This is a genomic window from Streptomyces sp. NPDC093097, assembly GCF_044754325.1.
Classification (GTDB): Bacteria; Actinomycetota; Actinomycetes; order Streptomycetales; family Streptomycetaceae; genus Streptomyces.
Map to the genome: position 1 here is coordinate 341,151 of NZ_JBIVOW010000001.1, position 24,360 is coordinate 365,510.

At 73.7% G+C, this 24,360-nt stretch carries 20 protein-coding genes; 11 read left to right on the plus strand and 9 right to left on the minus strand.

Annotated elements, in window-relative coordinates:
* The first annotated feature begins 83 nt into the window (after window positions 1-83).
* Window positions 84-833, plus strand: a complete 750-nt coding sequence (locus ACIQE0_RS01365) for a PaaX family transcriptional regulator C-terminal domain-containing protein (protein WP_402328183.1) — start codon at window positions 84-86, stop codon at window positions 831-833.
* A 713-nt stretch (window positions 834-1,546) separates the two neighbouring features.
* Window positions 1,547-2,284 (plus strand): transglycosylase family protein, encoded by a 738-nt coding sequence (locus ACIQE0_RS01370; protein ID WP_402328185.1) that lies wholly within the window; start codon window positions 1,547-1,549, stop codon window positions 2,282-2,284.
* Between the two features lie 232 nt (window positions 2,285-2,516).
* Here the strand turns inward: ACIQE0_RS01370 and ACIQE0_RS01375 are convergent, their stop codons facing one another.
* Both ACIQE0_RS01375 and ACIQE0_RS01380 read right to left on the minus strand, forming a co-directional pair.
* Window positions 2,517-3,953, minus strand: a complete 1,437-nt coding sequence (locus ACIQE0_RS01375; protein WP_366330337.1) for an amino acid permease — start codon at window positions 3,951-3,953, stop codon at window positions 2,517-2,519.
* 93 nt (window positions 3,954-4,046) lie between these two features.
* Entirely contained in the window at window positions 4,047-5,207 is a 1,161-nt protein-coding gene (locus ACIQE0_RS01380) for a lactonase family protein (RefSeq protein ID WP_366330336.1), read from the minus strand.
* Window positions 5,208-5,454: 247 nt separating this feature from the next.
* Here ACIQE0_RS01380 and ACIQE0_RS01385 point away from each other — a divergent pair, with 247 nt between their 5' ends.
* Window positions 5,455-6,543 (plus strand): tetratricopeptide repeat protein, encoded by a 1,089-nt coding sequence (locus ACIQE0_RS01385; RefSeq protein WP_402328188.1) that lies wholly within the window; start codon window positions 5,455-5,457, stop codon window positions 6,541-6,543.
* Here ACIQE0_RS01385 and ACIQE0_RS01390 read toward each other — a convergent pair.
* Window positions 6,437-7,861, minus strand: a complete 1,425-nt coding sequence (locus tag ACIQE0_RS01390; protein ID WP_402328190.1) for a lipase maturation factor family protein — start codon at window positions 7,859-7,861, stop codon at window positions 6,437-6,439. The genes ACIQE0_RS01385 and ACIQE0_RS01390 overlap by 107 nt on opposite strands.
* A gap of 424 nt (window positions 7,862-8,285) precedes the next feature.
* On the opposite strand from ACIQE0_RS01390, the gene ACIQE0_RS01395 reads away from it, so the two are divergent.
* On the plus strand, window positions 8,286-8,456 hold the full coding sequence (locus tag ACIQE0_RS01395; protein WP_157846778.1) for a hypothetical protein: 171 nt from the start codon (window positions 8,286-8,288) through the stop codon (window positions 8,454-8,456).
* A gap of 79 nt (window positions 8,457-8,535) precedes the next feature.
* Here ACIQE0_RS01395 and ACIQE0_RS01400 read toward each other — a convergent pair whose 3' ends face one another.
* Entirely contained in the window at window positions 8,536-9,111 is a 576-nt protein-coding gene (locus ACIQE0_RS01400; protein ID WP_366330333.1) for a TIGR03086 family metal-binding protein, read from the minus strand.
* A gap of 230 nt (window positions 9,112-9,341) precedes the next feature.
* Here ACIQE0_RS01400 and ACIQE0_RS01405 point away from each other — a divergent pair, with 230 nt between their 5' ends.
* Complete coding sequence (locus ACIQE0_RS01405) at window positions 9,342-10,904, plus strand: AMP-binding protein (protein ID WP_402328192.1); 1,563 nt, start codon at window positions 9,342-9,344, stop codon at window positions 10,902-10,904.
* Window positions 10,905-10,932: 28 nt separating this feature from the next.
* On the opposite strand, the gene ACIQE0_RS01410 is transcribed toward ACIQE0_RS01405, so the two are convergent.
* Window positions 10,933-11,772 (minus strand): nitroreductase/quinone reductase family protein, encoded by an 840-nt coding sequence (locus ACIQE0_RS01410; RefSeq protein ID WP_402328194.1) that lies wholly within the window; start codon window positions 11,770-11,772, stop codon window positions 10,933-10,935.
* 670 nt (window positions 11,773-12,442) lie between these two features.
* On the opposite strand from ACIQE0_RS01410, the gene ACIQE0_RS01415 reads away from it, so the two are divergent.
* Window positions 12,443-14,530 (plus strand): restriction endonuclease, encoded by a 2,088-nt coding sequence (locus tag ACIQE0_RS01415; RefSeq protein ID WP_366330329.1) that lies wholly within the window; start codon window positions 12,443-12,445, stop codon window positions 14,528-14,530.
* Between the two features lie 40 nt (window positions 14,531-14,570).
* Here the strand turns inward: ACIQE0_RS01415 and ACIQE0_RS01420 are convergent, their stop codons facing one another.
* Window positions 14,571-15,362: an alpha/beta hydrolase gene (locus ACIQE0_RS01420; protein ID WP_366330328.1), complete on the minus strand. Its 792-nt coding sequence runs from the start codon at window positions 15,360-15,362 to the stop codon at window positions 14,571-14,573.
* A gap of 283 nt (window positions 15,363-15,645) precedes the next feature.
* Here ACIQE0_RS01420 and ACIQE0_RS01425 point away from each other — a divergent pair, with 283 nt between their 5' ends.
* The 3 genes from ACIQE0_RS01425 (at window position 15,646) to uvrA (ending at window position 19,827) form a co-directional block, all read left to right on the plus strand.
* Window positions 15,646-15,840, plus strand: a complete 195-nt coding sequence (locus tag ACIQE0_RS01425; protein ID WP_366330327.1) for a ferredoxin — start codon at window positions 15,646-15,648, stop codon at window positions 15,838-15,840.
* Window positions 15,837-17,126, plus strand: a complete 1,290-nt coding sequence (locus ACIQE0_RS01430) for an NAD(P)/FAD-dependent oxidoreductase (protein WP_402328197.1) — start codon at window positions 15,837-15,839, stop codon at window positions 17,124-17,126. The genes ACIQE0_RS01425 and ACIQE0_RS01430 overlap by 4 nt, the downstream gene beginning before the upstream one ends.
* Before the next feature lie 229 nt (window positions 17,127-17,355).
* Window positions 17,356-19,827 (plus strand): excinuclease ABC subunit UvrA, encoded by a 2,472-nt coding sequence (uvrA, locus tag ACIQE0_RS01435; protein WP_402328199.1) that lies wholly within the window; start codon window positions 17,356-17,358, stop codon window positions 19,825-19,827.
* A gap of 62 nt (window positions 19,828-19,889) precedes the next feature.
* Here the strand turns inward: uvrA and ACIQE0_RS01440 are convergent, their stop codons facing one another.
* The 3 genes from ACIQE0_RS01440 to ACIQE0_RS01450 all read right to left on the minus strand — a co-directional run bounded on the left by ACIQE0_RS01440 (window position 19,890) and on the right by ACIQE0_RS01450 (window position 23,709).
* Window positions 19,890-22,310, minus strand: a complete 2,421-nt coding sequence (locus ACIQE0_RS01440) for a GH92 family glycosyl hydrolase (RefSeq protein ID WP_402328201.1) — start codon at window positions 22,308-22,310, stop codon at window positions 19,890-19,892.
* Window positions 22,311-22,717: 407 nt separating this feature from the next.
* Window positions 22,718-23,200, minus strand: a complete 483-nt coding sequence (locus ACIQE0_RS01445) for a hypothetical protein (protein ID WP_402328203.1) — start codon at window positions 23,198-23,200, stop codon at window positions 22,718-22,720.
* Window positions 23,201-23,214: 14 nt separating this feature from the next.
* Window positions 23,215-23,709, minus strand: coding sequence for a hypothetical protein (locus tag ACIQE0_RS01450; protein WP_402328205.1), 495 nt, complete (start codon window positions 23,707-23,709; stop codon window positions 23,215-23,217).
* Here ACIQE0_RS01450 and ACIQE0_RS01455 point away from each other — a divergent pair.
* Window positions 23,688-24,161 (plus strand): Scr1 family TA system antitoxin-like transcriptional regulator, encoded by a 474-nt coding sequence (locus tag ACIQE0_RS01455; protein WP_402328207.1) that lies wholly within the window; start codon window positions 23,688-23,690, stop codon window positions 24,159-24,161. The genes ACIQE0_RS01450 and ACIQE0_RS01455 overlap by 22 nt on opposite strands.
* Complete coding sequence (locus ACIQE0_RS01460) at window positions 24,158-24,349, plus strand: DUF397 domain-containing protein (protein ID WP_402328209.1); 192 nt, start codon at window positions 24,158-24,160, stop codon at window positions 24,347-24,349. The genes ACIQE0_RS01455 and ACIQE0_RS01460 overlap by 4 nt, the downstream gene beginning before the upstream one ends.
* Window positions 24,350-24,360: the final 11 nt, after the last annotated feature.

The window sequence follows — 24,360 nt, forward strand, 5'->3', positions numbered from 1 at the left end:
GTGGGTGCGGTGTCGGCGGCGACCCTGGTCCCACTGCCCCCGGCTGCCCCGCCCGTTCCGTACGACCTAGACTTCCGGCACCTATGAACGACGCCCCGCTCGCCCTCCGCCCGCTGACCGCCCGCTCCGTCCTGCTGAGCACCCTCCTCGGCCACCACCCGCCGCGGCTGCCGGTGCGCGCGCTGGTGCGGGTCGGCGAGCTCTTCGGCATCGCCGAGGGCACCGTCCGGGTCGCGCTCTCCCGGATGGTGGCGGCCGGCGACCTCCGCCAGCACGCGGGCTGCTACGCGCTGACCACCCGGCTGCTGGCGCGCCAGGCCCGGCAGGACGAGAGCCGTGCGCCGCGGACCCGCCCCTGGTCCGGCGACTGGGAGATCGCCGTGGTCAGCGCCGACGGCAGCCGCCCGCCGGCCGAACGCGCCGCACTGCGGCAGGCGATGGCCGCGCTGCGGATGGCCGAACTGCGCGAGGGCAGCTGGCTGCGCCCCGCCAACCTCGACCGGCCCCGCCCGGACGTGGCCACCGCGCAGTGCACCTGGTTCACCGGCACCCCCGACGGCGACCCGGCCGCGCTGGCCCGGAGCCTGTGGGACCTGGACGGCTGGGCGGCCCGCGCCGACGCACTGCGGGCCGCGCTGGACCGCGCCGGCACCCCCGCCGACCGCTTCACCGTCGCGGCGGCGGTCCTGCGCCACCTCCTCACCGATCCGCTGCTGCCGGCCCCCCTCCTCCCCGGCACCTGGCCGGGCGCCGCACTGCGCACCCGCTACGACGCCTTCGAGGCCGAATTTCGGGAGCTGCTCCAGCAGTTCCTCACCCCCGACGACCGGTAGTGCGCTTGCCCCGCGCACGTGCCACCCCGTCGACGCGCCGCGTCCCGGCCCCCGCGACCGGCGGGTCGGCGGGGCGGAGGGGCGCACGGGCGGCGCGGTGACGCGCGGGGAGGCGGGGCACACGGGCACGGGCGGGAGCGCACGGGGCGGGTCGGCCGGAGCGGTGCCGGTGCGCCGGGCCGGTGCGCGCCGCGCGGCGGCCCGGCGGGCCGCGGGCCACCTGCCGACTTCCGCCGAAACCCGGGTGGTTGCACCGTCCGGCCGGCCGTGCGCGGTGTGTGCGGCCCCCGCCGCGCGTATGCATCGACGCCGGCGTGGCCACGGCGGGTAACGGCCCGCAGTCGAACGGCCGGGCGATCGCCGCCCGGTCCGGCACCCCGGTCGCGAGGGGTGCGCCCCTACCCGCCGCGCTCGTGCGCCATGCGGAGGATTCCGTCCCCCTTCCGGCGGCGAGGGGGCAGGCCGGCCGCCGAAAGCGCTACCGCGCGCTCTCCCGATGTCGACGCGGCCCGTGGTTGTCTCGTCCTCGTCGAATTCGACGCGACGGAGAAAGACGAAGAAAACCGCATCGGAGAAACCGCTCAACGATCCAGAATCCCAGAACTCGCCGAAATCGCTGACATCTCTGCGCGCTCGCCGGAATACCGGCCAAGCCGGCATCCCGGAACGAGCGACACATCAGTACGCACAGCACAAGCGACGGGAGCACGCACATGGAAACTCAGCAGGTTCCGGAAACGCAGGAATCGCCGACGGCGCGGGAATGCCCGGCCGCGGAGACCCGCGCAGCGGCGGACCGCGCCGCCCGCGGCGAGGCACTGCGCGGCCGGGGGGCCCGGAGCGTCACCGCGGCCGCCGTCCTGCTGGCCGCCGGCGCGTTGGGCACGGTGCCCGACGAGCCGGCCGAAGCCGTCAGCAGTGGCATCTGGGACCGCCTGGCCCAGTGCGAAAGCGGCGGCAACTGGCGGATCGACACCGGCAACGGCTTCTCCGGAGGGCTGCAGTTCGGCCACTCGACCTGGCACTCCTACGGCGGCGGCGCCTACGCGGCACGCGCCGCCCGGGCCTCGCGCACCCAGCAGATCCAGGTCGCCGAACGGGTCCTGGCCCGCCAGGGCTGGGGCGCCTGGCCCGCCTGCTCGGCCTCGCTGGGGCTGCGCGGAACCTCCCACGGCGGCGCACACACCCTGCCGGCCCGCGGGCACGCCGCACCGCAGCGTCCCCACCACCGGCACCCGGCACCCGGGAAAAACCCCTACAAGAAGCCGCCGCAGCACCATTCCGGCAGCACAGTCGTGGTCAATACCGGGGACACACTGAGCGGTATCGCCGTCGTCCACGGAAAGCCCTGGCGGGAGATCTACCGCAAGAACCGCCAGGTTATCGGCACGGACCCGAACCTCATCTTCCCGGGCACCCGACTGCGGGTCCACGGCACCGGCGGACAGTGAGGAACGGAGCCCTGACGGCCGCCTAAGCGGGGCCTCGTCCGGTCGAATCCACCGGTAAATCGACCGGACGAGGAAGCGGGAAACCCCGGAAAATTCCAACGGAATGGGGAGGGAACACGCAACGCCCCCCAGCGCATCCGGAGGGTTTCCCGGGGAATTCCAGGAGCCTTTTCCGAGGGGGAGGAGGGCAGGCCGTCCGCGGCGCCACGGACGGTCTGCCCCGCCCGCTGTCTCAACCCCGCCGGACCCGCCGCCGGATTTCGTAGGCGGCCAGGACGACACCCAGCGTGAGCAGGCTCAGCCAGAACTGCGCCCGGCTGTCCGGCAGCACCGCCATCGCCCCGATCACCAGCGCCATCAGCGCGATGGTCAGCCGGCTGAGCCACGGATAGCCCCACATCCGCAGGGTCAGCCGTGCCGGCTCGTCGCGTTCCAGACCGCGCCGCATCCGCAACTGCGCCACCGCGATCGCCAGATAGACGAACAGCGCAATGGCGCCATAGGAGTTGATGAGGAAGGAGAAGACGACATCGGGCGAGAGCCACGCCGCGACCACCGACAGATATCCGACCGAGGTCCCGGCCAGCAGTGCCCGGCGCGGCACCCCGCTCGCGCTCACCTTGGTGAAACCGCGCGGCGCGTCCCCGTTGCGGGTGAGCGCGAACAGCATCCGGGAGGAGGTGTAGAGCGCGGAATTCAGGCAGGAGAGCACCGCGATCAGCACGATGGCATTCATCACCGTGCCGGCCGCGGGCACCGCCAGCCGGTCCAGCACCGCCGCATACGGACTGACCTCGATCGCCTTCGACGTCCAGGGCACCACCGCGACCACCACGAAGACCGACAGCACATAGAACGCCACCACCCGCAGCACGATCGACCGGATCGCGCCGGCCACCGCCCGCTCCGGCTCGGCCGATTCCGCGGCGGCCACGGTGACGATCTCCGCGCCGGTGAAGAAGCCGACGCAGGGCACGACGGCGGCCAGCACCGCGCCGATCCCCTCCGGCGCGAAGCCGCCGTGCGCGGTGAGCTGCGACAGCCCGCCGGACGCAGCGGGCCACAGCCCGAGCACATACAGCGCGCCCAGGAAGAGGAACACCACGATCGCCACGACCTTGACCGACGAGAACCAGAACTCGAACTCGCCGTAGGCGCGCGCCGAGACCAGGTTCGTCGCGGTCAGCAGCGCCATCAGCACCAGGCTGACCGCCCACAGCGGGGCGCCGGGCAGCCACAGCCGGATGATCCGGCCCCCGGCCACCGCCTCGACGGCGACCACGACCACGAAGAAGTACCAGTACAGCCAGCCCACCGTGAACCCGGCCCGGTGGCCCAGGGCCTCCCGCACATGCGCGTAGAACGAGCCCAGCGCCGGGCGGGCCACCGTCATCTCGGCCAGCATCCGCATGATCAGCACGGTGAGCCCGCCGGCCGCCAGGAACGACACCACCGCCGCCGGCCCCGCGGAACGGATCACCACCCCGCTGCCGACGAACAACCCGGCGCCGATCACCCCGCCCAGCGCGATCAGTTGCAGATGGCGGCGCGTCAGGCCCGTCCGGAGCCCCGTGCCGGCGGCCGCCGCACCCGGGCCGGCCGGGGCCTGCGGCCCTGGACTGGTGTCCGGCGCGGCCCCGGCGCCGGAGGCTGTGGTTCCCGTCGTCATGGGCTGCGACGCTAACGCGCCAATCCTGCGGCCCTGTTGCCGCAGTGTTTCGGGCGCGCCGGCCGCACTGCCGCGGACCGCCGCGCCCGCGGATCACAGCGGCAGCGCGCAGACCGCCAGCGGCGCCGCGAACGGCTCGCCCACCCGCCCCAGCGCCCCGGTCCGGGCGTCCACCGCGAACACCGTCACCGAGCCCGACTTCTGGTTCGCGGCGAACAACCACCGCTGGTCCGGCGAGAACGCGATCTGCCGCGGGAAGTCCCCGCCCACCGGCACCGTGTCCAGCAGCCGCAGCCGGGCCCCGCCCGCCTCCACGGCGTACCGCGTGAGGCTGTTGTCACCCCGGTTGGCGAGGAAGGCGAACCGGCCGTTCCGGGTGACCAGGAGCTGTGCCGGATAACTGACCCCGGGGCCGGTCCCGGTGGACTGCGGCGCACCGGGCACCAGCCGCCCGCCGAGCGGGTCGTAGCGGCAGACCACCACGGTGTTGTCGACCTCGTTCGCCAGATAGGCGGAGGTCCCCGACGGATGGAAGGTCAGATGGCGGGGGCCGGCGCCGGGCCGCAGCGTCGCGTACGACACCTGCGCCAACGTCCCGGCCCGCAGGTCGAGTCGGTAGCTGTAGACGGTGTCGTTGCCCAGGTCCACGGCGAGCACATGGCGGCCGTCCGGGGCGGTGACGATCTGGTGCGCATGCGGACCGGTCTGCCCGGGACCCGGCGGCGGGTCGGTGTGCACGACCAGGTCCGTGCGCGGCCCCAGCGCCCCGCTGCGGCGGTCGATCGGGTGCACGGCCACGCTCCCGGAGAGGTAGTTGGCGCTCAGCAGCCACCGCCCACCGGGGTGCACCGACAGATGGCACGGTCCGGCCCCGCCGGTGGACCGGCTGCCGAGCACCACCGGCCCGCCGCGCCGCGGCAGCGCCACCGCCGTCACCGCGCCGTCGTCCTGCTCGTCGACCGCGTACAGCGTCCGGCCGTCCGGCGCCAGGGCCAGATAGGAGGGGTCGGGGACGCCCTGGAGCACTCCGGCGGCGGTGAGCGCGCCCGTTGCGGGGTCGTAGTCGGCCAGGCCGATGCCGGTGCCGCCGCCCGGCTGCGAGGTGTACGTCCCCAGGAAGAGCGGTCGCCGCCGCCCGGTCCGCGCCGCGCCGGCACCGGTCGTGAGGGCCACCGCCCCGCCCGCGCCCGCCGCGACGAGCCCGGCGAACCGCCGCCGCCCGATCCCGCCGTGGACCCCTGCCGCCTCGCCCATGCCCCACCTCCGGTGCCGTGCCCGCCAGCGTGACCTGCCCTCCACCACCCCGCAAGAGCGCCCCATTTGACGGGGCGTCAGCCTTCGGTAACCCCGAGGGCCCCGTACATCCCGATGATGACCACCACCCCCACCCGTAGCACTCCAGTCGTACGTCACAACCCATACGTGGACGGATTCGCCGGACCCTCTCCCTTTCGTACGTTCGTGATCACGGGGAAAAGCACGAGGGAGAGGCCACGGATTGATGTACGGCAAGGCATTCGCCCCGGAGTACCAGGGCGAACTGGGCTCGACGCTGAGCGTGAACTCCTCCTACGAGGAGGTACTGGCCACCGCGCAGCGGACGCTCGCCGCAGCGGGCACCGCGCTGGAGCGCTCCAGAGCCCAACTGGCCGTCGCCGAGGCCAACCGGCGACTGGGCAGGGCGGAAGCGGCGGGAGCCGCCTGGCGCGCCGCCTACCGCAGCGGGCGCGCCGCCGGCGAACCGGCCGCCATGGCCTGGGCGTTATGGAGCGGCGGCACCCTGGCCCGCCAGTGCGGCACCCTGCCGCTGGCCCGACGGCTGCTCACCCACGCGGTGGCGCTCGCCGAGACCGGCGGCGACCGCCTGGCGCTCGGCTACTCCCTCGCCGGACTCGCCGAGACCGGCCGCATCCAGGGCGACTACGCCGCGGTCGCCGAACTCCACGAGCAACTCCTGGCGCAGGCCCGGGAGCACGGCGAGGCCCGGCACATGGTCTGGGCGATGTCCGGCATAGCCCAGATGCACCGCAACACCGGCGACCACCGCAAGGCCCTGGAACTGTTCGAGGAGTCCGCCCGTATCGCCGCCGAGGCCGACGACTTCCGCGGCCGGGCCTGGTCGCTGCGCGGCGTGGCCGACGTGCTCTCCGCCCGCGGCGAGCCGGACCGGGCGCTGGCCCTGCTGTCCGAGGCGGAGGCCATCTGCCGCACCATGGACCTCGCCGGCGCGCTCGCCTACAACCACAAGATGCGCGGCAACGTCTTCTACCGCGCGGGCCGCTACGCCGAGGCCCGCGACACCTACACCCTCGCGCTGGGCGAGTTCCGGGAGATGCACGAGCCGCGCGGCGAGGCGCTCTCCCGGCTGGGCCTGACCAAGTCCCGCGCCCGGCTGGGCCGCGACCGGGCCCGCACCCTGACCGAACTCGACGCCCTGGAACGGGACTTCACCCGCATCGGGCTCCGGCACGCCCGCGAGATGGTCATCGCCTTCCGTACAGAGCTGACCGCGACACCGGAGGCAGGAATTCCCGCTCCGCGGTCCGCTGCCACCACTCGCCGGTCTCCCGCAGTTCCCGCCAGGTCGTGAAGCGGTAGCGGAAGACCCGCGCCCGCACCCGGGCCGGCGGCAGATCGGGGAACGGATTGCGGCGCAGCAGCCGCAGGGTGTCCCGGTCGTTCTCCAACAGCCGTGCCACCAGCGGCAGGAACCACGACCGGGCATAGCCCGGCGACAGCGCCGCGAACCACATCAGCCAGTCCAGCCGCAGGTGGTAGGGGGCGAACTGGCGCGGCAGGCGGGCGGTTTCACCGGGCTTGCCGTGGAACTCGTAGGCCTGCCAGGTCGTCCCGGGCCCCGAGACCGCGTCCGCCGTCCCCTCCACGACGATCTCCCGGCGGACCCGGGTGATGCTGCCGAACGCCCCGTAGGAGTTGACCAGGTGCAGCGGCTCGTAGGAGGTGTTCATCAACTGCCCCCGGGAGACGAGGTTGCGCGCCGGGCGGTAGCTGAGCGCGACGACACCGGCCGCGGCCGCGCTCACCAGCACCTCGAACCACACCGGCGGGGCGCCGGGCGCCGCCGGGGGAGTGGCCCACAGGGGGGCGGCGGCCGACAGCGCCAGGGCGATGGTGATCCAGTTCAGCCAGGCGAAGTTGCCGGACAGCACCAGCCACAGCTGGGTGGCGGCCATCCCCAGGGCCGCCCATCCGGCCACCGGCTGCGGGGTGAACAGCAGGACCGGCAGGGCGAGTTGGGCGGCGTGGTTGGCGGCGGTCTCGATCCGGTGCAGCGGCTTGGGCAGATGGTGGAAGAACCAGCTCAGCGGGCCCGGCATCGGCTGCGTCTCGTGGTGGTAGTAGAGGCAGGTCAGCTCCCGCCAGCAGGGGTCGCCGCGCATCTTGATCAGCCCGGCGCCGAACTCCACCCGGAAGAGCAGCCAGCGCAGCAGCCACATGATCAGCACCGGGGGAGCGGTGTCGGCGTTGCCGAGGAAGACCGCCAGCGCCCCCGCCTCCAGCAGCAGCGTCTCCCACCCGAACCCGTACCAGGTCTGACCGACGTTGACGATCGACAGATACATCGCCCACAACACGGCCCACAGCAGCATCGCCACCCCCAACGGCACCGCGTCCGCCGCCCCCGCCGCGACCGCCGCCGCCAGCGCCGCCCCGCCCCAGGCCCATCCCGCGAAGAAGCGGTCCGAGTAGTGCAGCTGGAAGACCGACGGGGACAGCCGGAACGGCACCCGCGCCGTGAACGCGGGGATCGGCAGCATCCCCCGGGCCCCCAGAAGCGCCCGGAACTGCCGGGCCGCGGCGACGAACGCGAGCAGATACAGCACCGCGAGCATCCGCTGGAAGACCAGCCGGCCGAGCCATGAACCAGGATCCGAGAACCATTCCACGCGCCCATGCGTAGCACCGCGGCCCGCCGCGCACGGACATGGCACGCGGGCCGGCGCCCTCGTGCATACGCCCTACCTTTCCACGCTACGGAAAGCCCCGGACCCGGCAACCCGGGGAGCGGAGCGAACGCGGTGCGCAAGGGAAGGCCGACAGCCGGGCGGGTGAGTGACGGAGCGTGCCCCCGCGCCCCGGCGCGCGCCGTGCCGCCGGCGGTCCCCGTGTGTTCCCGAGACGTGCGGTTATCGCCCGAAAAAGTCGAGCGGCCCACCCGGGGCGCCGTTATCCTGAAAGGCGACGGACGACCCACCTGGGAGACGCCAACACCATTGGCCCGTCGCGGGAACGCCACGACCCTGGCCGACCTCCCGGTCTGTGAGAAGGCGCCACCGCGTCGGAACCAATACCTCGAAGAAGGAGTGCGTGGTGGCAGTGCACAAGGCTCAACACAAGCAGCCCCGTCTGAAGCAGGGCGAGCGCCCCGGGCGAATCAAGGAAGTCCGCAACCTCGAGGCGTGGGATCGCTGCGCGCCGGTCCGGCTGGCCGGCTGCGAAGAGGATCCCGTCGAAACGCATATCGTCCGCGGCATCGACTAGAGCGCCCGACCGCATCGACTGGAGCGCCCGCCGGTCCCGACCCCCTGCGCGGGATCGGGGCCGGCCTCCTCCGAGGCGCTCAGGGACGGCGACCGAGCAGGCACAGCAGCCGGGTCAGCTCGTCCGCGCCCGCCGGGGGCTCCACCGGCGCGGCGAACAGCCCGGAGCCCTCCAACGCCTCGGCGTACGGCTCCACCTCGCGCAGCGCCGCGGTCACCAGGCGCTCCGGCAGCCGCTCGTCGGCGCCGATCGCCCGGGACAGGTCCCAGCTGTGCACCACGGCGTCGGCGGTCATCTGCGTGCAGTACGCGTCGGCCGGGGTGGTGCCGTACGAGAGGTGGACCGAGCGGTGCAGGGCGCCCGGCTCGGAGAACGCGGCGACGGCCGCCGCCGCGGCCCGGTCCCAGGCACCCACCGGGTCCTCGCCGAGCTGATCGCCGTCGAAGTCCCCGTCCAGCGCGGCGATCGTGTACCCGTCCCGCACCAGGTGGGGCACCCACATCTGCTCCGCGGTGAGGTGGTTGACCAGATCGAACACCGACCACTGCGTGCACGGGGTGGGCGCCTCCCACTGGTCCTCCCGGACGGCGTGGACCCGGGAGCCGAAGAGCGTCAGCGCCTCCCCGTGGGTGCGCAGGATGTCGTTGTTGTCCATGGCCCCGAGGATAGGAGCGGCCACCGGCGACGGCGCCCCGTGCGGGGCGATCGGAGCACCGGACCAGGCCCGATCGCCGACGTCCCGCCTGCCGGACGGACGAGGGACGCGACGGCGGAGCCGGGCGCGCCGGGGATGGCGCGGGGCGCTCTGGTGGGCGCGCGGCGGTTGGCTGTTCAATGAGCCGGACCGGTGTGCGCCGGTCCTGGCCGCTCCCTCCTGGAGGCACCATGGAAGCCGTCGCACCGTCCGCCGCCGGCACCCCCGCCCTACGTTGCGCGGGGCATGAACGTGGCTATCCGCAACTCCTCGACCGTGCCGCACGGATCGCAACGGGCCTGGCGGAGCTGGGAGTCGAGGCCGGCGACCGGGTCGCGGTGGTGCTCCGCAACGAGCCCGCGCACCTGGAGATCACCACCGCGGCGGCCCTGCTCGGCGCCGCCGCCGTCCCCGTCAACTGGCACTTCCGCACGGACGACCTGCGCCATGTGCTCACCGACAGCGGCAGCGTGGTGGTCTTCGCCCACACCGACCTGCTGCCCGCGGTGACCGCCGTGCTCCCCACCGGCGTCCATGTCATCGAGGTCGCCGTACCGCCCGGTGTGGCCGCCGCCTGCGGGACGGACGCCCCGGCCGCCACCGGCCGGTACCCGCTGCTCGACGACTGGCTGGCCGAGCGCGCCCCACTGGACCGGCCCGCCCCCTTACGCCCGCCCACCGTCATCTACAGCTCCGGAACGACCGGTCGCCCCAAGGGAGTTCTGCGCGAGCCGGTCACCCAGGAGGTGCTGGCCGAGGCGGTCACCGGCTTCCTCGAATACTTCGCGGTCGCCCCGGGCGGCCGGACCCTGATCCCCGCCCCGCTCTACCACGCCTCGCCCAGCCAGCACGCGGTCCTGGCCCTGGCGGCCGGTCTGGACATCACGTTGATGCCGCGCTTCGACGCGGAGGAGTTCCTGCGGCTGGTCGAACGGCACCGCATCGCCCAGACCCAGATGGTCCCCACCATGTTCGTCCGGCTGCTGCGCCTGCCCCGGGAGGTCCGCGAGCGCTACGACGTCTCCTCGCTGACCTCCGTGGTGCACGCCGCGGCCCCCTGCCCGCCGCATATCAAACACGCCATGATCGACTGGCTGGGGCCGGTGCTGCGGGAGTACTACGGCGGCAGCGAGACCGGCGCGGTGACCTGGTGCGACAGCGCGGAGTGGCTGGCCCACCCCGGCACCGTCGGACGCGCCGAGGGCACCTGCGCGGTCGCCGTCCTCGGGCCCGACGGGACGGCGCTGCCGCCCGGCGCCACCGGCGACATCTACGTCCGGCCCGCCGACACCTGGCCCCGCTTCAGCTACCTCGGCGACCCGGACGGGCGCGCCGCCGTGGAGGCGCCCGGCCTGCCCGGATACGTCACCCTCGGCGACATCGGCCACCTCGACGAGGACGGCTACCTCTACCTCAGCGACCGCCGCAACGACATGGTGATCTCCGGCGGCGTCAACATCTACCCGGCGGAGATCGAGGGCTGCCTGCTGTCCCTGACCGGGGTGCGGGACGCGGCGGTGTTCGGCATCCCGGACGAGGAGTTCGGCGAGGTGCTCGCCGCGCACCTGGAGACCGACGCCGGGGAGCGGCTCACCGCCGCGGCGGTCCGCGCCCATGTCGCCGGGCGGCTCGCCGCGTACAAGGTGCCGCGGACCGTGGTGTTCGAGGAGCGGCTGCCGCGGGACGACTCCGGCAAGCTCTTCAAACGGCAGCTGCGGGACCCCTACTGGGAGGGCCACGGCCGCCGGATCTGACTCCGGCGGCCGGCACCGTGCGCCGGGCTCAGCCGGCCATCGCGTCGAGCACCGGGATCAGATGCTCCTCCTCGTAGGTCAGATGGGCCTCCAGCTCGTGCGTCAGCCGCTCGACCTCGGCGTGGAGGTCGCCGGGTGCGGCGGACGGCTCGGACAGCGTGCGCCGCAGCTCCTCCATGAGGGCCGCGATCCGCCGGTGCTCCTCGTCGAGGCGGTCCAGGACCGGGGCGAGTTCCGGCCAGCGGTGGCGGAGCGCGGGGAACATCATGCGGTCCTCGCCGGTGTGGTGGTTGGACAGCCCCAGGCACAGCGTCAGGCAGTTGATCCGCAGCTGCGCGCCGAGCACCGAGCCGGTGGCGGCCAACTCCTTCCGGATCGTGGCGAGTTCCCGCCGGAAGGCGTCGTGCACGAGGGTGAGGGTGGCGCCCGGGGTGGCCCCGGCGAACCGCGGCGGGCCGGTCTCGACCGAGGTCAGCGCCACCACCGGGAGGATGCGGCTGGTCTTCGCCTGATAGGCGGCCCAGCCCGGGTCGGCCTCGACGGCGCGGGCGAAGCCCCCCTCGCGGTCCGCCCCGGTCAGCACCTCGGCGCGTGCCCGGTAGGTGAATGTCCCGTTCTCGACGGTGGCATGGGGGTCGGCGAGGAGGTTGTGGAACCAGGCCGGGTGGCGCGGAGCGCCGCCCGCCGAGGCGATGACGAAGATCCGCTCGCCGTCGGGGAGGTAGCCGAGCGGAGTGGTGTGCGGGGCGCCGCTGCGGGCCCCGGTGGTGGTCAGCAGGATCAGTCGGCCGCCCTCGAAGGGGCCGCCGACCCGGCCGTCGTTGGCCCGGAACTCGTCGATGACCTGCTGGTTGAAGTCATGGGGCATGAAGGTGTGCTCTCCAGGGAGATGAGGTGCCCGGGGCGCGGGCCGCGCGGGCAGGCTGAGGCGACCACGCGACGGCGGTGGCGCGGCGCGGCAGGGCGCGGCACGACGATGGCGTCCGTGGTGAAGGAAGGAAGACGCGCGCGCGGAACAGCCGCGCGGAGCGGAAGGAAGCGCGCAGCGAAGGCGCGAAAAAGAAGAGAAGAAGAGCCTGGGAGGCAGGGGCGGGTCTCTCACCCGCCGCGCGGTCACGAAGTGACCGGGTGCCTCACTCGCTCATGGCCCATGGCCGACCCGGTAGTCACGGTCCCCACGGTACGGGCACATGTGTGCGCCGCGCAATCCGGTATCCGTGTGCGTTCGGGCGTCATGCTCCGGTTCGGGGACGGGAGTTGGCCGTCGGGCTGCCGCCCGCACTCGTGATGCTCACGACGGAAGCGCCTACGGAGGTCGCGCAGTGCCGGGCGAGTCCGCGTGAACTTCACGTGATGCCGGTGGCGTTGGTGTGGGTGGGCCCGTCGGGTGCCCCGGTCGATCGCCGCCCACCCCTGATCCCCGGCGTCCGCCCCCGCTAAAGTCGGCTCACCACAGCAGACCAGGGCAGACCGGCACAGACGTCACCACTGCCGCAGGTTCCGGGGGCAACCGCCCCGGGGGGAGGACGAACCGCGAGATGAGCCGCCGTTCCCAGGGATTACTCGGCATCTGGGCCGAGGCGCAGCGTCAGCAGCAACGCCGGGCGGAGGCCGAGCACCGCGCGCGCCTGCAGCAACAGCGGGAACAGGAACGGCAGGCCCGCACGGCCGAGCGCGCCATGGCCCGGATGCACCGCGAGCGGCAGACCGCCTACCGCCGCCAGCGCGAGGCCGACGCCCGCCGCCGCACCGAGGAACTCGACGCCCGCGTCACCGCCCTGACCGACCTGCTCGCCGACGGCTGCCGGGCACCGGCCTTCACCGCCGACGCCCTGCTCCGCCCCGAGCAGGTCGAACCGTTCGCCCCCGGAGCCCTCGCCACCCCGGTGGCCATGCCCGACCCGGCCCGCTACCAGGTGCCCACCGGCGGGATGCGGTCCGGCGCCCGCCGCGACCGCGACCAGCTAGAGGCCCGCGCCCGCTTCGAACAGGACTGGTACGCCGCCCAGGCCGCCGAGGCCCAGCGCCAGTCCCAACTGGCCGGCTACCGGCAGCAGTACGACCAGTGGGCCGCCGGCGCCCTGGTCGCGATACGCCGGCACAACGCCGGCGTCCAGGAGCTGGTCGCGGGCCTGCGCACCGGCGACGCCGACGCCGTGGTCGAGTACTTCTCCGCCGCCCTGTACTCCGGCACGTCCTGGCCCGAGGGCTTCCCCCGCCAGCTCAGCGCCGGCTACGACACCGCCGCCCGCCAACTGGTCCTCGACTGGGAACTGCCCGGCTACGACATCGTCCCCGCCGTCAAGGCCGTCCGGTATCTGCCCACCGCCGACGAGGAGCGGGAGACCGCCCGCCCGGCCGCCCAGCGCCGGGCCCTCTACCGCGAGGTGCTCGCCCAGAGCGTCCTGCTCGTCCTGCGCGACCTGTTCGCCGCCGACACCTACGGTGCCCTGGACTCGGTGGCGCTCAACGGCTTCGTCGACGACGTGGACCCGGTCACCGGCCGCCCCGCCCTGCTGGTCCTCGCCACCGTCCTGGCCCCCCGCAGCGCCGTCGACTCCTACGACCTGGCCCAGGTCAGCGCCCTGGACTGCCTCACCGACGGGCTCCGCGGCCAGCTCTCCACCCGCCCCGACCAGCGCACCCCGGTGCGCCCCGGACGGCGGCCGGACGACATCGCCGGCGGCGCGGTGGTCTCGCACGGCACCGACGGCGAGGCCGACCTCCACACGATGGACCCGCTCGCCTTCGAGCAGGTGGTCGCCGAGCTGTTCCGCGCGATGGGCATGCAGGCGGTCACCACCGAGCGCTCCGGCGACGGCGGGATCGACGTGGACGCCCTGGACCCGGACCCGATCCGCGGCGGCAAGATCATCGTGCAGGTCAAGCGCTACCGCAACACGGTCCCGCCGTCCGCGGTCCGGGACCTCTACGGGACCGTCCAGTCCGAAGGCGCCAACAAGGGCGTCCTGGTGACGACCTCCCACTTCGGGCCCGGCGCCCACCGCTTCGCCCAGGGCAAACCGCTCACCCTGATCGCCGGCCCCGAACTCGTCGACCTGCTCGGCCGGCACGGACTGCGCGGCCGCCTCGGCCCCGACGGCGACGGCCCCGGTGCCCCGGAGTCCGCCGAGCAGGCGGCCGACCACGTCACCCTCGCCATGAACTGGTCCGGTGCGGCCGCCCTCGATGTCTGCGCCCTGGTCTGCAAGGGCACCGCCGTGCTCGACGACGACCACTTCGTCTTCTTCAACAACCCCGCCACACCGGACGGTTCGGTGCGGATGCTGGCCGGGGTGACGGAGGACCGCGCCGCGCTGCGGGTGCGGTTCGAGGGCCTGCCGCCCGCCGCCGACCGACTGGTCCTGGTCGCCGCGGTCGATCCGGAGGCCGACCCCGACGGCGACCTCGCCGGCTTCACCGACGCCCGGATCCGCCTGCTGGACGCCGCCGGCACCGAACTGGACCGGCTTCCGGTCTCCGACGGACGGCCCGGTGAACGGGCGCTGGTGCTCGGCTCGTTCCGCCGCCGTGCCGGCGACGACTGGGACTTCGTCCTCGGCGGCCAGGGCTACCCCGGCGGACTGGCCGCCCTGGTGGGCGACTTCGGGATCGAGGTGGACTGAGACCGGCACCCGGCCCGCCCCGCGCCGGCCGCCGCCCCGGTCAGCCCTGCCACAGCCGGGTGAGGACCTCGTTGACCACCTCGGGCCGGTCCTGGTGCGGGGTGTGGTCGGTGCCCGGGACCTGCACGTGCCGGGCACCGATCATCTCGGCGAGGTACTCGCCGCACGCGGCCAGCGCATCGCCGACGAATGCCCGGTACTCGGGGTGCGCGGTCTCCCACGTCCCGTTGATCACGGTCTTCGGCATCTCCGCCCGGACCAGGGGCGCCAGCGGGATCTGCGCGTCCCAGACGGGCCGTTCCCGCATGGCCGACCGGACCGCCCGCAGCATCCGGGGCGTGACCTCCGGAAGCCGCATCCCGTACGCCTCGGTGGACTGCCGCAGGTACTCCTCCGCGCTCACCTCCCCGGCCGCCCCGGCGTCGGCGAACGCGGCCCTGATCCGCTCCACCGCCGCCAGCACCACGGGGTGCGCGGCCGCGGTGCGCAGCGGCGACGGCTCGATCAGGGTCAGCGAATGGACCGCCTCCGGCCGTGCCGCGGCGGCCAGCATCGCGGCCGCCGCGCCGTACGAGTGCCCCACCAGATGGGCGCCCTCGCCGAGCAGGCGGCCGAGGTCCTCGGCGTCCACCGCGTAGTCGCTGCACTCGATGTCGGGGCTGTCCCCGTAGCCGCGCCGGTCCACCAGCTCCAGCCGGAACATCCCGGCCAGCGGCCGCTGCCCCGCGAAGCACTCGGTGCCCCAGCTCATCGTGCCGTGCACCAGCAGCGCCCGCGGCGCCCCGGGCAGACCCTCGTCCCACACCGTCACATGGATCGGTTCGTCGTTCATACCCGGCCACCCTAGGGGCGCCGACACCCACCGACCTGTCAACCGGACGGAAGATGCGTGTTGTTGCCCATATGGATACGCAACGGGCGGACAAGAGACCGGAGTTATCGGAGCACGCGGGGGGAAATACGGGTCCGGTGCCGGGGTGGCACCCGTCGCGCGCCGGCCGGAGGGCTGCCGACTACGGTGCTCCCAGGGACTTGACTCCTCCCCCTGCCGCGCTCCGCGGGAGCTCCGCTTCTTCCCTCGGCCGAAGCCGGCGGTATCCACGAAGGAGAACCTGATGAAGATCACCATTGATGCCGACAAGTGCTGCTCCGCCGGGCAGTGCGTGCTGATCGCGCCCGAGGTCTTCGACCAGCGTGAGGAGGACGGCGTGGCCGTCCTCCTCGACGCCGAGCCGCCGGCCGGGCAGCACGCCGCGGTCCGCGAGGCCGTCGCCGTCTGCCCGGCCGCCGCGATCGAGGTGCAGGAGTGACCGCCCGCCCGATCGCGGTGGTCGGCGCCTCGGCCGCCGGCATCACCGCCGCCGAGTCCCTGCGCCGGGCCGGCTGGGACGGCCCGCTGACCCTCATCGGCGACGAGCCCCACCTCCCGTACGACCGGCCGCCGCTGTCCAAGCAACTGCTGCAGGGTGCCTGGGAGCCGGAACGGCTGCGGCTGCGCACCGAGGAGGAGCTCACCCGGCTCGGCCTCGACCTGCGGCTCGGCACCCGTGCCACCGGCCTCGACGTCGCCACCCGCACCCTCACCCTCGACGGCGGCGAGCGGCTGGCCTGCGCCGGCGTGATCGTCGCCACCGGTGTGGCGGCCCGCACGCTGCCCGCCGCCGACGGCCTCGACGGCGTCCTCACCCTGCGCACCCTGGACGACGCGCTGGCCCTGCGGGCCCGACTGTCCGGCGGCGCCCGCCGCCTGGTCGTCGTCGGCAACGGCGTCCTGGGCTGCGAGGCCGCCGCGGTCGCCCGCGAGTTGGGGCACGAGGTCACCCTGGTCGGCCGGGAACCGGTGCCGATGGCCGCCGCCGTCGGCGCGGGGATCGGCGAACTCCTCGCGGCGGAGCACCGGGCCCGCGGCGTCCGCCTGCTGACCGGGGAGGTGGCCGAGTTCGAGACCGCCGCGGACCCGGCACCCGGAGCGCCGGCGGCGGTCGGCGGCGTCCACCTGGCCGACGGCAGCCGGCTCCCCGCCGATCTGGTGCTGCTCGCCATCGGCTCCGAGCCCGCCGTGGGCTGGCTGGCCGACCCGGCCCTGGACACCGCCGACGGACTGGGCTGCGACACCTACTGCGCCGCCGCCCCCGGGATCTACGCCGCCGGCGACGTGGCCCGCTGGGAGCACCCGCTGCACGGCCGCCCGCTCCGCATCGAGCACCGGATGAACGCCACCGAGCAGGCCATGGCCGCCGCCCGCAACCTCGTCGCCGAACTGAGCGCCGAGCGCGACGGCGCCGCGGACGGCGCGGGCACGGAGCGGCCGGAGCGCCGCCCGTTCGCCCCCGTGCCGTACTTCTGGTCCGACCAGTTCGGCCTCAAGCTCCAGGCGTACGGCCTGACCTCCGGCGCCGACCGGGTCGAGACCACCGTCCTGGACCGGGAGGCGCGCCGCGCCGTCGCGCTCTACGGCCGGGCCGGCCGGGCCGTCGGCGTGCTGGCCGTCGCCCTGCCCCCGCGCCAGATACGGGCGCTGCGCGCGGTGGTCGCCACGCCCGTCCCCTGGGAGGAGGCAGCCGACCGGGTCCGGGCCGCCGTCAGCGCCGGCTGACGGGCTCGGCACCGCTCACCGGGGCGCGCCGTGGGCCGGTCGTCACCCGCCCGTACAGGGCCGCCGCCCGGCCCGCGGAGCGCGCGCCCGCACGGGGCGCCGTCCGGCCCGCCTCCGGGCACCCTCCGGCCTGCCTCCGGGCGGCCGACGGGAGCGGAACGGCGGAAGCCGGACGGCGGGAACGGGACGGCGGGACCCGGCACCCCGGACGGTGGCCGATCATGGAGGGATGACCGACTCGTACGTCCGGGTGCGCGGCGCCCGTGAGCACAACCTCCGCGGCATCGATGTGGACATCCCGAGGGACGCGCTGGTCGCGTTCACCGGGGTGTCCGGATCGGGCAAGTCCTCACTCGCCTTCGGCACCCTCTACGCCGAGGCGCAGCGCCGCTACTTCGAGTCGGTCGCCCCCTACGCCCGTCGCCTGATCCACCAGGTCGGCGCCCCCAAGGTCGAGGAGATCACCGGCCTCCCGCCGGCCGTCGCGCTGGAGCAGCGCCGCTCCGCGCCCACCTCCCGCTCCTCGGTGGGCACCGTCACCACCCTCTCCAACACCCTGCGGATGCTGTTCTCCCGCGCCGGCACCTACCCGCCCGGCAGCACCGAGCGGCTCGACTCCGACGCCTTCTCGCCCAACACCGCCGCCGGCGCCTGCCCGGAGTGCCACGGACTGGGCACCGTCCACCGCGTCACCGAGGACTCCCTCGTCCCCGACCCCTCGCTCTCCGTGCGCGACGGCGCCGTCGCCGCCTGGCCCGGTGCCTGGCAGGGCAAGAACCTCCGCGACATCCTCGCCGCCCTCGGCCACGACATCGACCGCCCCTGGCGCGACCTCCCGGCCGCAGACCGCGAGTGGATCCTGTTCACCGACGAACAGCCGGTCGTCACCGTCCACCCCGTCCGCGAGGCCGGCCGCATCCAACGCCCCTACAAGGGCCAGTACATGAGCGCCCGGCGCTACGTCCTGCACACCTTCGCCGACTCCAAGAGCGAGACGCTGCGCAAGCGCGTCCGCGGCTTCATGACCGCCGAGCCCTGCCCGGTGTGCGACGGCCGCCGGCTGCGCCCGGAGGCGCTGGCGGTCACCTTCGAGGGCCGCGACATCGCCACCCTGGCCGGTCTGCCCCTGGGCACCCTCGCCGCACTGCTCCGCCCCACCGCGGCCCGCCCCGGCGACCACCCCGCCCCGACGCTCGCCCGCGACCTGGTCGCCCGCATCGAGGTGCTCACCGAACTCGGCCTGGGCTACCTCAGCATGGACCGCCCCGCCCCCACCCTCTCCGCCGGCGAACTCCAACGCCTGCGCCTGGCCACCCAGTTGCGCTCCGGCCTCTTCGGCGTGGTCTACGTCCTGGACGAGCCCTCCGCCGGTCTGCACCCCGCCGACACCGAGGCACTGCTCACCGTCCTTGGCCGCCTCAAGGAGGCCGGCAACACGCTCTTCGTCGTCGAGCACGACATGGACGTGGTCCGGCGCGCCGACTGGATCGTGGACATCGGCCCGCGCGCCGGCGAGCACGGCGGCCGGGTCCTGCACAGCGGCCCGGTCGCCGCCCTCGCGGACGCCGAGCACTCCGCCACCCGCCGCTTCCTCTTCGCCGCCGAACCGCCCCCCGCCCGCACCCCGCGCACCCCCACCGGCACCCTCGCCCTGCACGGCGTCACCCTGCACAACCTCCGCGACCTGGACGCCGCCTTCCCGCTCGGCGTCTTCACCGCCGTCACCGGCGTCTCCGGCTCCGGCAAGTCCACCCTGGTCACCCGGGTCCTCGCGGAGGCCGTCCAGGACCGCCTGGGCGCTGCGGAGCCCCGCCCCGGCACCGACGACGCCACCGCCGCCGACGACCAGGACACCGGACCGGCGGCCCGCGCCCAACTCGCCGGCGCCACCGGCCTGGACGCCGTCGACCGCCTGGTCCGCGTCGACCAGAGGCCCATCGGCCGCACCCCGCGCTCCAACCTCGCCACCTACACCGGCCTGTTCGACGCCGTCCGCAAGCTCTTCGCCGCCACCGACGAGGCCCGCGCCCGCGGCTACACCGCCGGACGGTTCTCCTTCAACGTCCCGGCCGGCCGCTGCGAGACCTGCCAGGGCGAGGGCTTCACCGCCGTCGAACTGCTCTTCCTGCCCGGCACCTACGCCCCCTGCGCCGACTGCCGCGGCGCCCGCTACAACCCCGAGACCCTCCAGATCACCCACCGCGGCCGCACCATCGCCGACGTCCTGGCCCTCACCGTCGACGACGCCGCGGAGTTCCTCGCCGACCTCCCCGCCGCCGCCCGCAGCCTGCGCACCCTCAAAGACGTCGGGCTCGGCTACCTCCGGCTCGGCCAACCCGCCACCGAACTCTCCGGCGGCGAGGCCCAGCGCATCAAACTCGCCGCCGAACTCCAGCGGCCCCGCCGCGGCCACACCCTCTACCTCCTCGACGAACCCACCACCGGCCTGCACCCCGCCGACACCGAGGTGCTGCTGCGGCAGTTGCACGGCCTGGTGGACGCCGGCAACACCGTCGTGGTCGTCGAACACGACATGGGCGTGGTGGCGGGCGCCGACCACGTCATCGACCTCGGCCCCGGCGGCGGCGCGGAGGGCGGTCGGATCGTCGCCGCCGGCACCCCCGCCGAGGTCGCCGCGGCCCCCGGCAGCCGCACCGCCGGCTATCTCGCCCGCCACCGGGAAGGCCAGGACCGTTCTTGACGGTCCTGGCCCTGTAGGCGGGGCAGTTCACCCCGCGCCCGGTCCTCCCGGCCCCCTCCCGCTCATCCGCCGGCCGGCGTGCGCGCACCGTGCTGCCGCGAGGCCGCGGCCAGCGCCCCCGGGGTGCCCACCGGCGGCGGGGCCGCCTGGTCGCCGGTGCCCCAGCGGGACGGCTCCGGGCCCACGGAGAAGGCCAGTTCGCGGCCGCTGCGCAGGTCGGCGGTGGTGAGGTAGGTACGGTCCCGGGGCGCGCCGTCCAGCCGCACGGACTGGATGTAGCGGTGGGCGGACGAGGTACCGGGGGCCGTGAGGGTGAAGCGGCCCGACGGGTAGTAGCGGCGGTCCAGGGTCAGGTCCACCCGGTCGAAGACCGGGGTGCTCAACCCCCAGGTGTCGGTGCCCGGTTGGACCGGATAGACGCCCATCGAGGAGAGCACCATCCACGCCGACATGGTGCCCAGGTCGTCGTTGCCGGTCATCCCGGACGGGGTGTCGGTGAACAGGGTCAGCGCGGCGTGCACCACGTCCGTGGTCTTCCAGGGACGGCCGGTGGAGAGGTAGGTGTACGGCGCGATCAGGTCGGGCTCGTTCTGCGGGTTGTACTTGTCGGCGTTGTAGTAGTCGTAGGGGCCGTTCACCCACACCTCGCGGGCGGTCCTCGCCGGGTCCTTGAGCAGCTGCGGATAGGCGAAGAAGGAGTCCAGCCGGGCCGTGCCGCCGTCCTTGCCGCCGATCAGCGCCAGCATCCCCGGCAGGTCCTGCGGCACCAGCCACTGGTACTGCCAGGCCGTGCCCTCGTGGAAGCCCTCGCTCTTGGCCGGATCGGCGGGCCCGGTGAAGGCGCCGGCGCCGTCCCGGGCCCGGAAGAAGCCGGTCGAACGGTCGAAGATCTTGCGGTAGTTGAGCGCCCGCGCCGCGAACCGCTCGGCGTCCGCCCGATGGCCCAGCTCCTGCGCCATCTGCGCCAGCATCGCGTCCGACAGCGCGTACTCCAGCGTCGCGGACGCCCCGTGGTCGAAGTCGGAGTCCCCGGACTTGGTGTGCGGGCGGCCCTTGAGGTACGGCGCGTAACCATCCTTCAGATACGCCGCGTTGGCCTCCCGGCCGACGTACGGGGACGCGGCCGGCGGCACCCCGTCGGCGTTCTTCCGCAGCGCCGCGTACGCCTCCTCCTCATGGCCCTTGAGCAGCCCCTGCCGGTGGGCGTTGGTGAGGAACGGGGTCACCGGGTCACCGGTCATGATGTTGGTCTCGGCCGTGCCGTAGCCCCACTTGGGCAGCCAGCCGCCCTCCTGGTCGATCCGCAGCACCGACAGCGCCATATCGCGCGCCTCCCGCGGCGCGAGCAGCGACAGCAGCTGGGTCTGCGTGCGGTAGGTGTCCCACAGCGACCAGTTCTGGAAGTACGTGAACCCGGCCGCCCGGTGCGGGCGTTGGTCCCAGCCCGTGTAGCGGCCGTCCACGTCGCTGCCGATGTTCGGGGCGAGGAAGGACCGGTAGAGGGAGGAGTAGAAGGTGCGGCGCAGGGTGCGGTCGCCGCCCTGGACGCGCACCAGGCCCAGCCGCCGCTCCCAGGCCGCGTCCGCCGCCGCCTTCGTCCGTGCGAAGGAACCCCCGCCCTCCGCCCGGAGGTTGCGCGCCGCACCGGCCGCGTCCACATAGCTCAGGGACGTGGACGCCTCGACGACGCGGTCCTTGCGGGTGTCGAAGCGGACGTAGGCGCCGTGCCGTCCGGGCGCGGTGGAGTCCCGGGAGCCGGGCGTCACGGTGTCGCCGCGCCAGGTCCCGTACGCGGTGAACGGCCGGTTGAAGCGGGTCAGGGTGTGGACGGTGTACGGCCGGGTGTCCTGGCAGAAGCCGCGGCCGGTGATCGTGGTGCGGACGGTGCGGGAGTCCAGCACCTCCACCCGCGTGGAGACCGTCTTGTGCAGCGACTGGCCGGTGTTGAGCAGGACGTTGGCCTTGTCGGTGGCCGGGAAGGTGTAGCGCTGCCGGCCGGTGCGGGCGGTCGCGGTCAGCTCGGCGGTGATCCCGCCGTACGAGGTCAGCCGCACGCGGTAGGAGCCCGGGCGGGCCGACTCGCCGTCGTGCGTGAAGGCGGCGGCGTACTTGGCGTAGTCGGTCTCGGTGAGGTCGCCGGTGGTCGGCAGCACCGGCAGGTCGCCGCCGATCCCGCACCCGACGCCGGAGAGGTGCACCGCGCTGAAGCCCCGGATACGGCTGTCGTCGTAGTCGTAGCCGGTGGTGTGCCCGGTGTCGGGGGAGAGCTGCACCATGCCGAACGGCACCGCGGCCCCGGGGTAGGTGTTGCCGTCGTTCTGGCTGCCGATGAAGGGGTTGACGAGGTCGGTGAGGCGGCCGCCGGACGGTTCGGCCGGCGCGGCGGGCACGGCGTGCGCGGCCGGGCCGATGAGCAGGCTCCCGAGGAGCGCCACCGCCGCCGCCCCCGCGGTACGCGGCCGATTGCGTCTGGTCCAGGGCATGGGAAGACCTCCCAAAGTGGGCCGACAACGTTGTCGAAGCGCGCTCATTCTTGGGCCGGCGCCCCGGACCGTCAAGGGGAGGGAGGGGCCGACGGCGGTTGTGCGGAGGGGACTTGAGCAAGGAGGAGGTCAGCGCTCGGAGCCGCCGGCCCGTCCCTGGTCCCGGGGCCTGCTGGTCCCGCTGGTCCTGCGGGGAAGGCCGGGGCGCCAGGTCGTGATGGTGCTCCGGGCCGGGACGGGCAGACCTGCCCCACCGGGTATCGGCTCCAGCCCCCGCTGGGCGATCCGGATACGCTGGTGTGCCGCCGCGACGGCGCGCTCGCGTCGCCGGAACCCGGGCCGTCAACATCGCAGCCGGCCGTTCTCGCCCCGGACCGGCGGCGCACCTGATTCGCAACGACCCGCGCTTACGCTCCGCGTCGCGCACCGGTTGGCCAGATGACATCCACCGGTACGCCGGCGGTGCGCGCCAGCTCGACCGTGTCCGCTGTGCCCCCGCCCTTTCCGGAAGGGGGCGCGCCGTCCCAGACAGCTACGAGGCGGTCGGCGCGCTTGAGCAACTCACCGTTCGCTGCCTCGTATGCCGCGCGGTTCGCCGTCTCGTGCGGCATGGTCACCACGTCCGCCGCCGCGGCGAGACGGTCGAACGTAGGCGCGTGGTCCGGCTTGACCTTGGCCTGCCGGTAGTCCCGTGAGGGCAGGATGACGACCAACCGCCCGCCCGCCGCAATCACAGCCTCGGCGAACAGGGTGTCCGAGCCGCGTGCGAGGCAGGTAACCCCGATCAGCTCGCCTTGGTGCTTCCGGAGCAGGCTCCTCAACTCCTCCTGCACGAGCGCCACGGTGCTCTCGCTGAGGTCCATGTGGCCGGTCACGGCGATGATGGTCATGCCTTCTCTGTCTCCTACGTCGCCAGCAGGTCGCGAATGCGGTCCCGAGCCTCACGGAGCGGTCCCGGGACGTCTCTGCCGACGGTATACGGGTAGAGCTGCGCGAGTTGCTGACGGACCCGCCCGGACTGTGTGAGCGCAGCAGCGTTCACGGCGTGCCGAGTCGTCTCGGCAGCTCCGGTGACATCGCCGAGAAGAAAGCTGCACTCGGCCAACCCAATCCAGTCGAGCGCGTGACTCCGGCTGGCTTCCGGGCCCCGATGATCGATCGCGGTACGGATTGCGCTCGCTGCGGTCGGCGCGTGCTGGTTGGGGTCGGTACGGGCAAGGTCGAGGAGTCGCCCACCGGTCACGCCAGCGAGTTCGGCTCCGTCGAAGTAGCCGATCCAGTAGGGCTCTTGTTCGGCGGCGGCCGAGGCCAGGGATTCCTCTGCCTGCCTCGTTGCGCGCTCGAAGGCTGCGTGCCTTCCCATCGCCGCATAGGCCCATGCTTCTCGGGTGTGGAGCATGGCGCCTAGCCTCGGCCCTGCCGTGGTACGTACGCCCTCTTGGGCAAGTCGACCAGTTCGAGGGCGTCTTGAGGTTGGTTGACGTAGAGCATGAGAAGCCGCCGTGGCTGTGGATCGTCCTCTCGGAGAACGCGCTGAGACAGCAGATCGGAGGTCCAGAGGTCATGGTCAAGCAGATCGATGTGCTGCTGGAGATGGGGGCCCGATCCAACGTCAACATCCAGGTCCTGCCCAGCTATAAGCCCTCGATCCCTGGCTCCATCAGCCTGCTGACCGGGCAGGTGGGGGAGCGCTCGGCGTATGCCGAAGGCTTCATCACCGGAACGTACTGCCGGGAACCGGACGATGCCGATAGGTTCCAGAGGATCTACGATCAGCTCCAGGCCGGCGCGTTGGACATCGAGGCGTCGGCGCAGGTCATGAGGGACGCACGAAGGAAGCACCAAGAATGACGCAGCAGTCCACCTGGCACATCAGTTCGTACAGCGGCAGTAACGACAACTGTGTCGAGGTGAAGGTTCATGACCGGGCCCTTCCTGGTGTGGTTCGTGCACGAGACAGCAAGGACCGCACCATCCCCGAGGTCAAGGTCACAGCAGCGGCCTGGACCTCCTTCATTGAGCACTTCGCCAAGAACTAATCCAGAACGGT

Coding starts and splice junctions, on each gene's coding strand:
- ACIQE0_RS01365 (WP_402328183.1), top strand. CDS start 84: ATGAACGACGCCCCGCTCGCCCTCCGCCCGCTGACCGCCCGCTCCGTC.
- ACIQE0_RS01370 (WP_402328185.1), top strand. CDS start 1,547: ATGGAAACTCAGCAGGTTCCGGAAACGCAGGAATCGCCGACGGCGCGG.
- ACIQE0_RS01375 (WP_366330337.1), bottom strand. CDS start 3,953: ATGACGACGGGAACCACAGCCTCCGGCGCCGGGGCCGCGCCGGACACC.
- ACIQE0_RS01380 (WP_366330336.1), bottom strand. CDS start 5,207: ATGGGCGAGGCGGCAGGGGTCCACGGCGGGATCGGGCGGCGGCGGTTC.
- ACIQE0_RS01385 (WP_402328188.1), top strand. CDS start 5,455: ATGTACGGCAAGGCATTCGCCCCGGAGTACCAGGGCGAACTGGGCTCG.
- ACIQE0_RS01400 (WP_366330333.1), bottom strand. CDS start 9,111: ATGGACAACAACGACATCCTGCGCACCCACGGGGAGGCGCTGACGCTC.
- ACIQE0_RS01405 (WP_402328192.1), top strand. CDS start 9,342: ATGGAAGCCGTCGCACCGTCCGCCGCCGGCACCCCCGCCCTACGTTGC.
- ACIQE0_RS01410 (WP_402328194.1), bottom strand. CDS start 11,772: ATGCCCCATGACTTCAACCAGCAGGTCATCGACGAGTTCCGGGCCAAC.
- ACIQE0_RS01415 (WP_366330329.1), top strand. CDS start 12,443: ATGAGCCGCCGTTCCCAGGGATTACTCGGCATCTGGGCCGAGGCGCAG.
- ACIQE0_RS01420 (WP_366330328.1), bottom strand. CDS start 15,362: ATGAACGACGAACCGATCCATGTGACGGTGTGGGACGAGGGTCTGCCC.
- ACIQE0_RS01425 (WP_366330327.1), top strand. CDS start 15,646: ATGAAGATCACCATTGATGCCGACAAGTGCTGCTCCGCCGGGCAGTGC.
- uvrA (WP_402328199.1), top strand. CDS start 17,356: ATGACCGACTCGTACGTCCGGGTGCGCGGCGCCCGTGAGCACAACCTC.
- ACIQE0_RS01440 (WP_402328201.1), bottom strand. CDS start 22,310: ATGCCCTGGACCAGACGCAATCGGCCGCGTACCGCGGGGGCGGCGGCG.
- ACIQE0_RS01445 (WP_402328203.1), bottom strand. CDS start 23,200: ATGACCATCATCGCCGTGACCGGCCACATGGACCTCAGCGAGAGCACC.
- ACIQE0_RS01455 (WP_402328207.1), top strand. CDS start 23,688: ATGCTTCTCGGGTGTGGAGCATGGCGCCTAGCCTCGGCCCTGCCGTGG.
- ACIQE0_RS01450 (WP_402328205.1), bottom strand. CDS start 23,709: ATGCTCCACACCCGAGAAGCATGGGCCTATGCGGCGATGGGAAGGCAC.
- ACIQE0_RS01460 (WP_402328209.1), top strand. CDS start 24,158: ATGACGCAGCAGTCCACCTGGCACATCAGTTCGTACAGCGGCAGTAAC.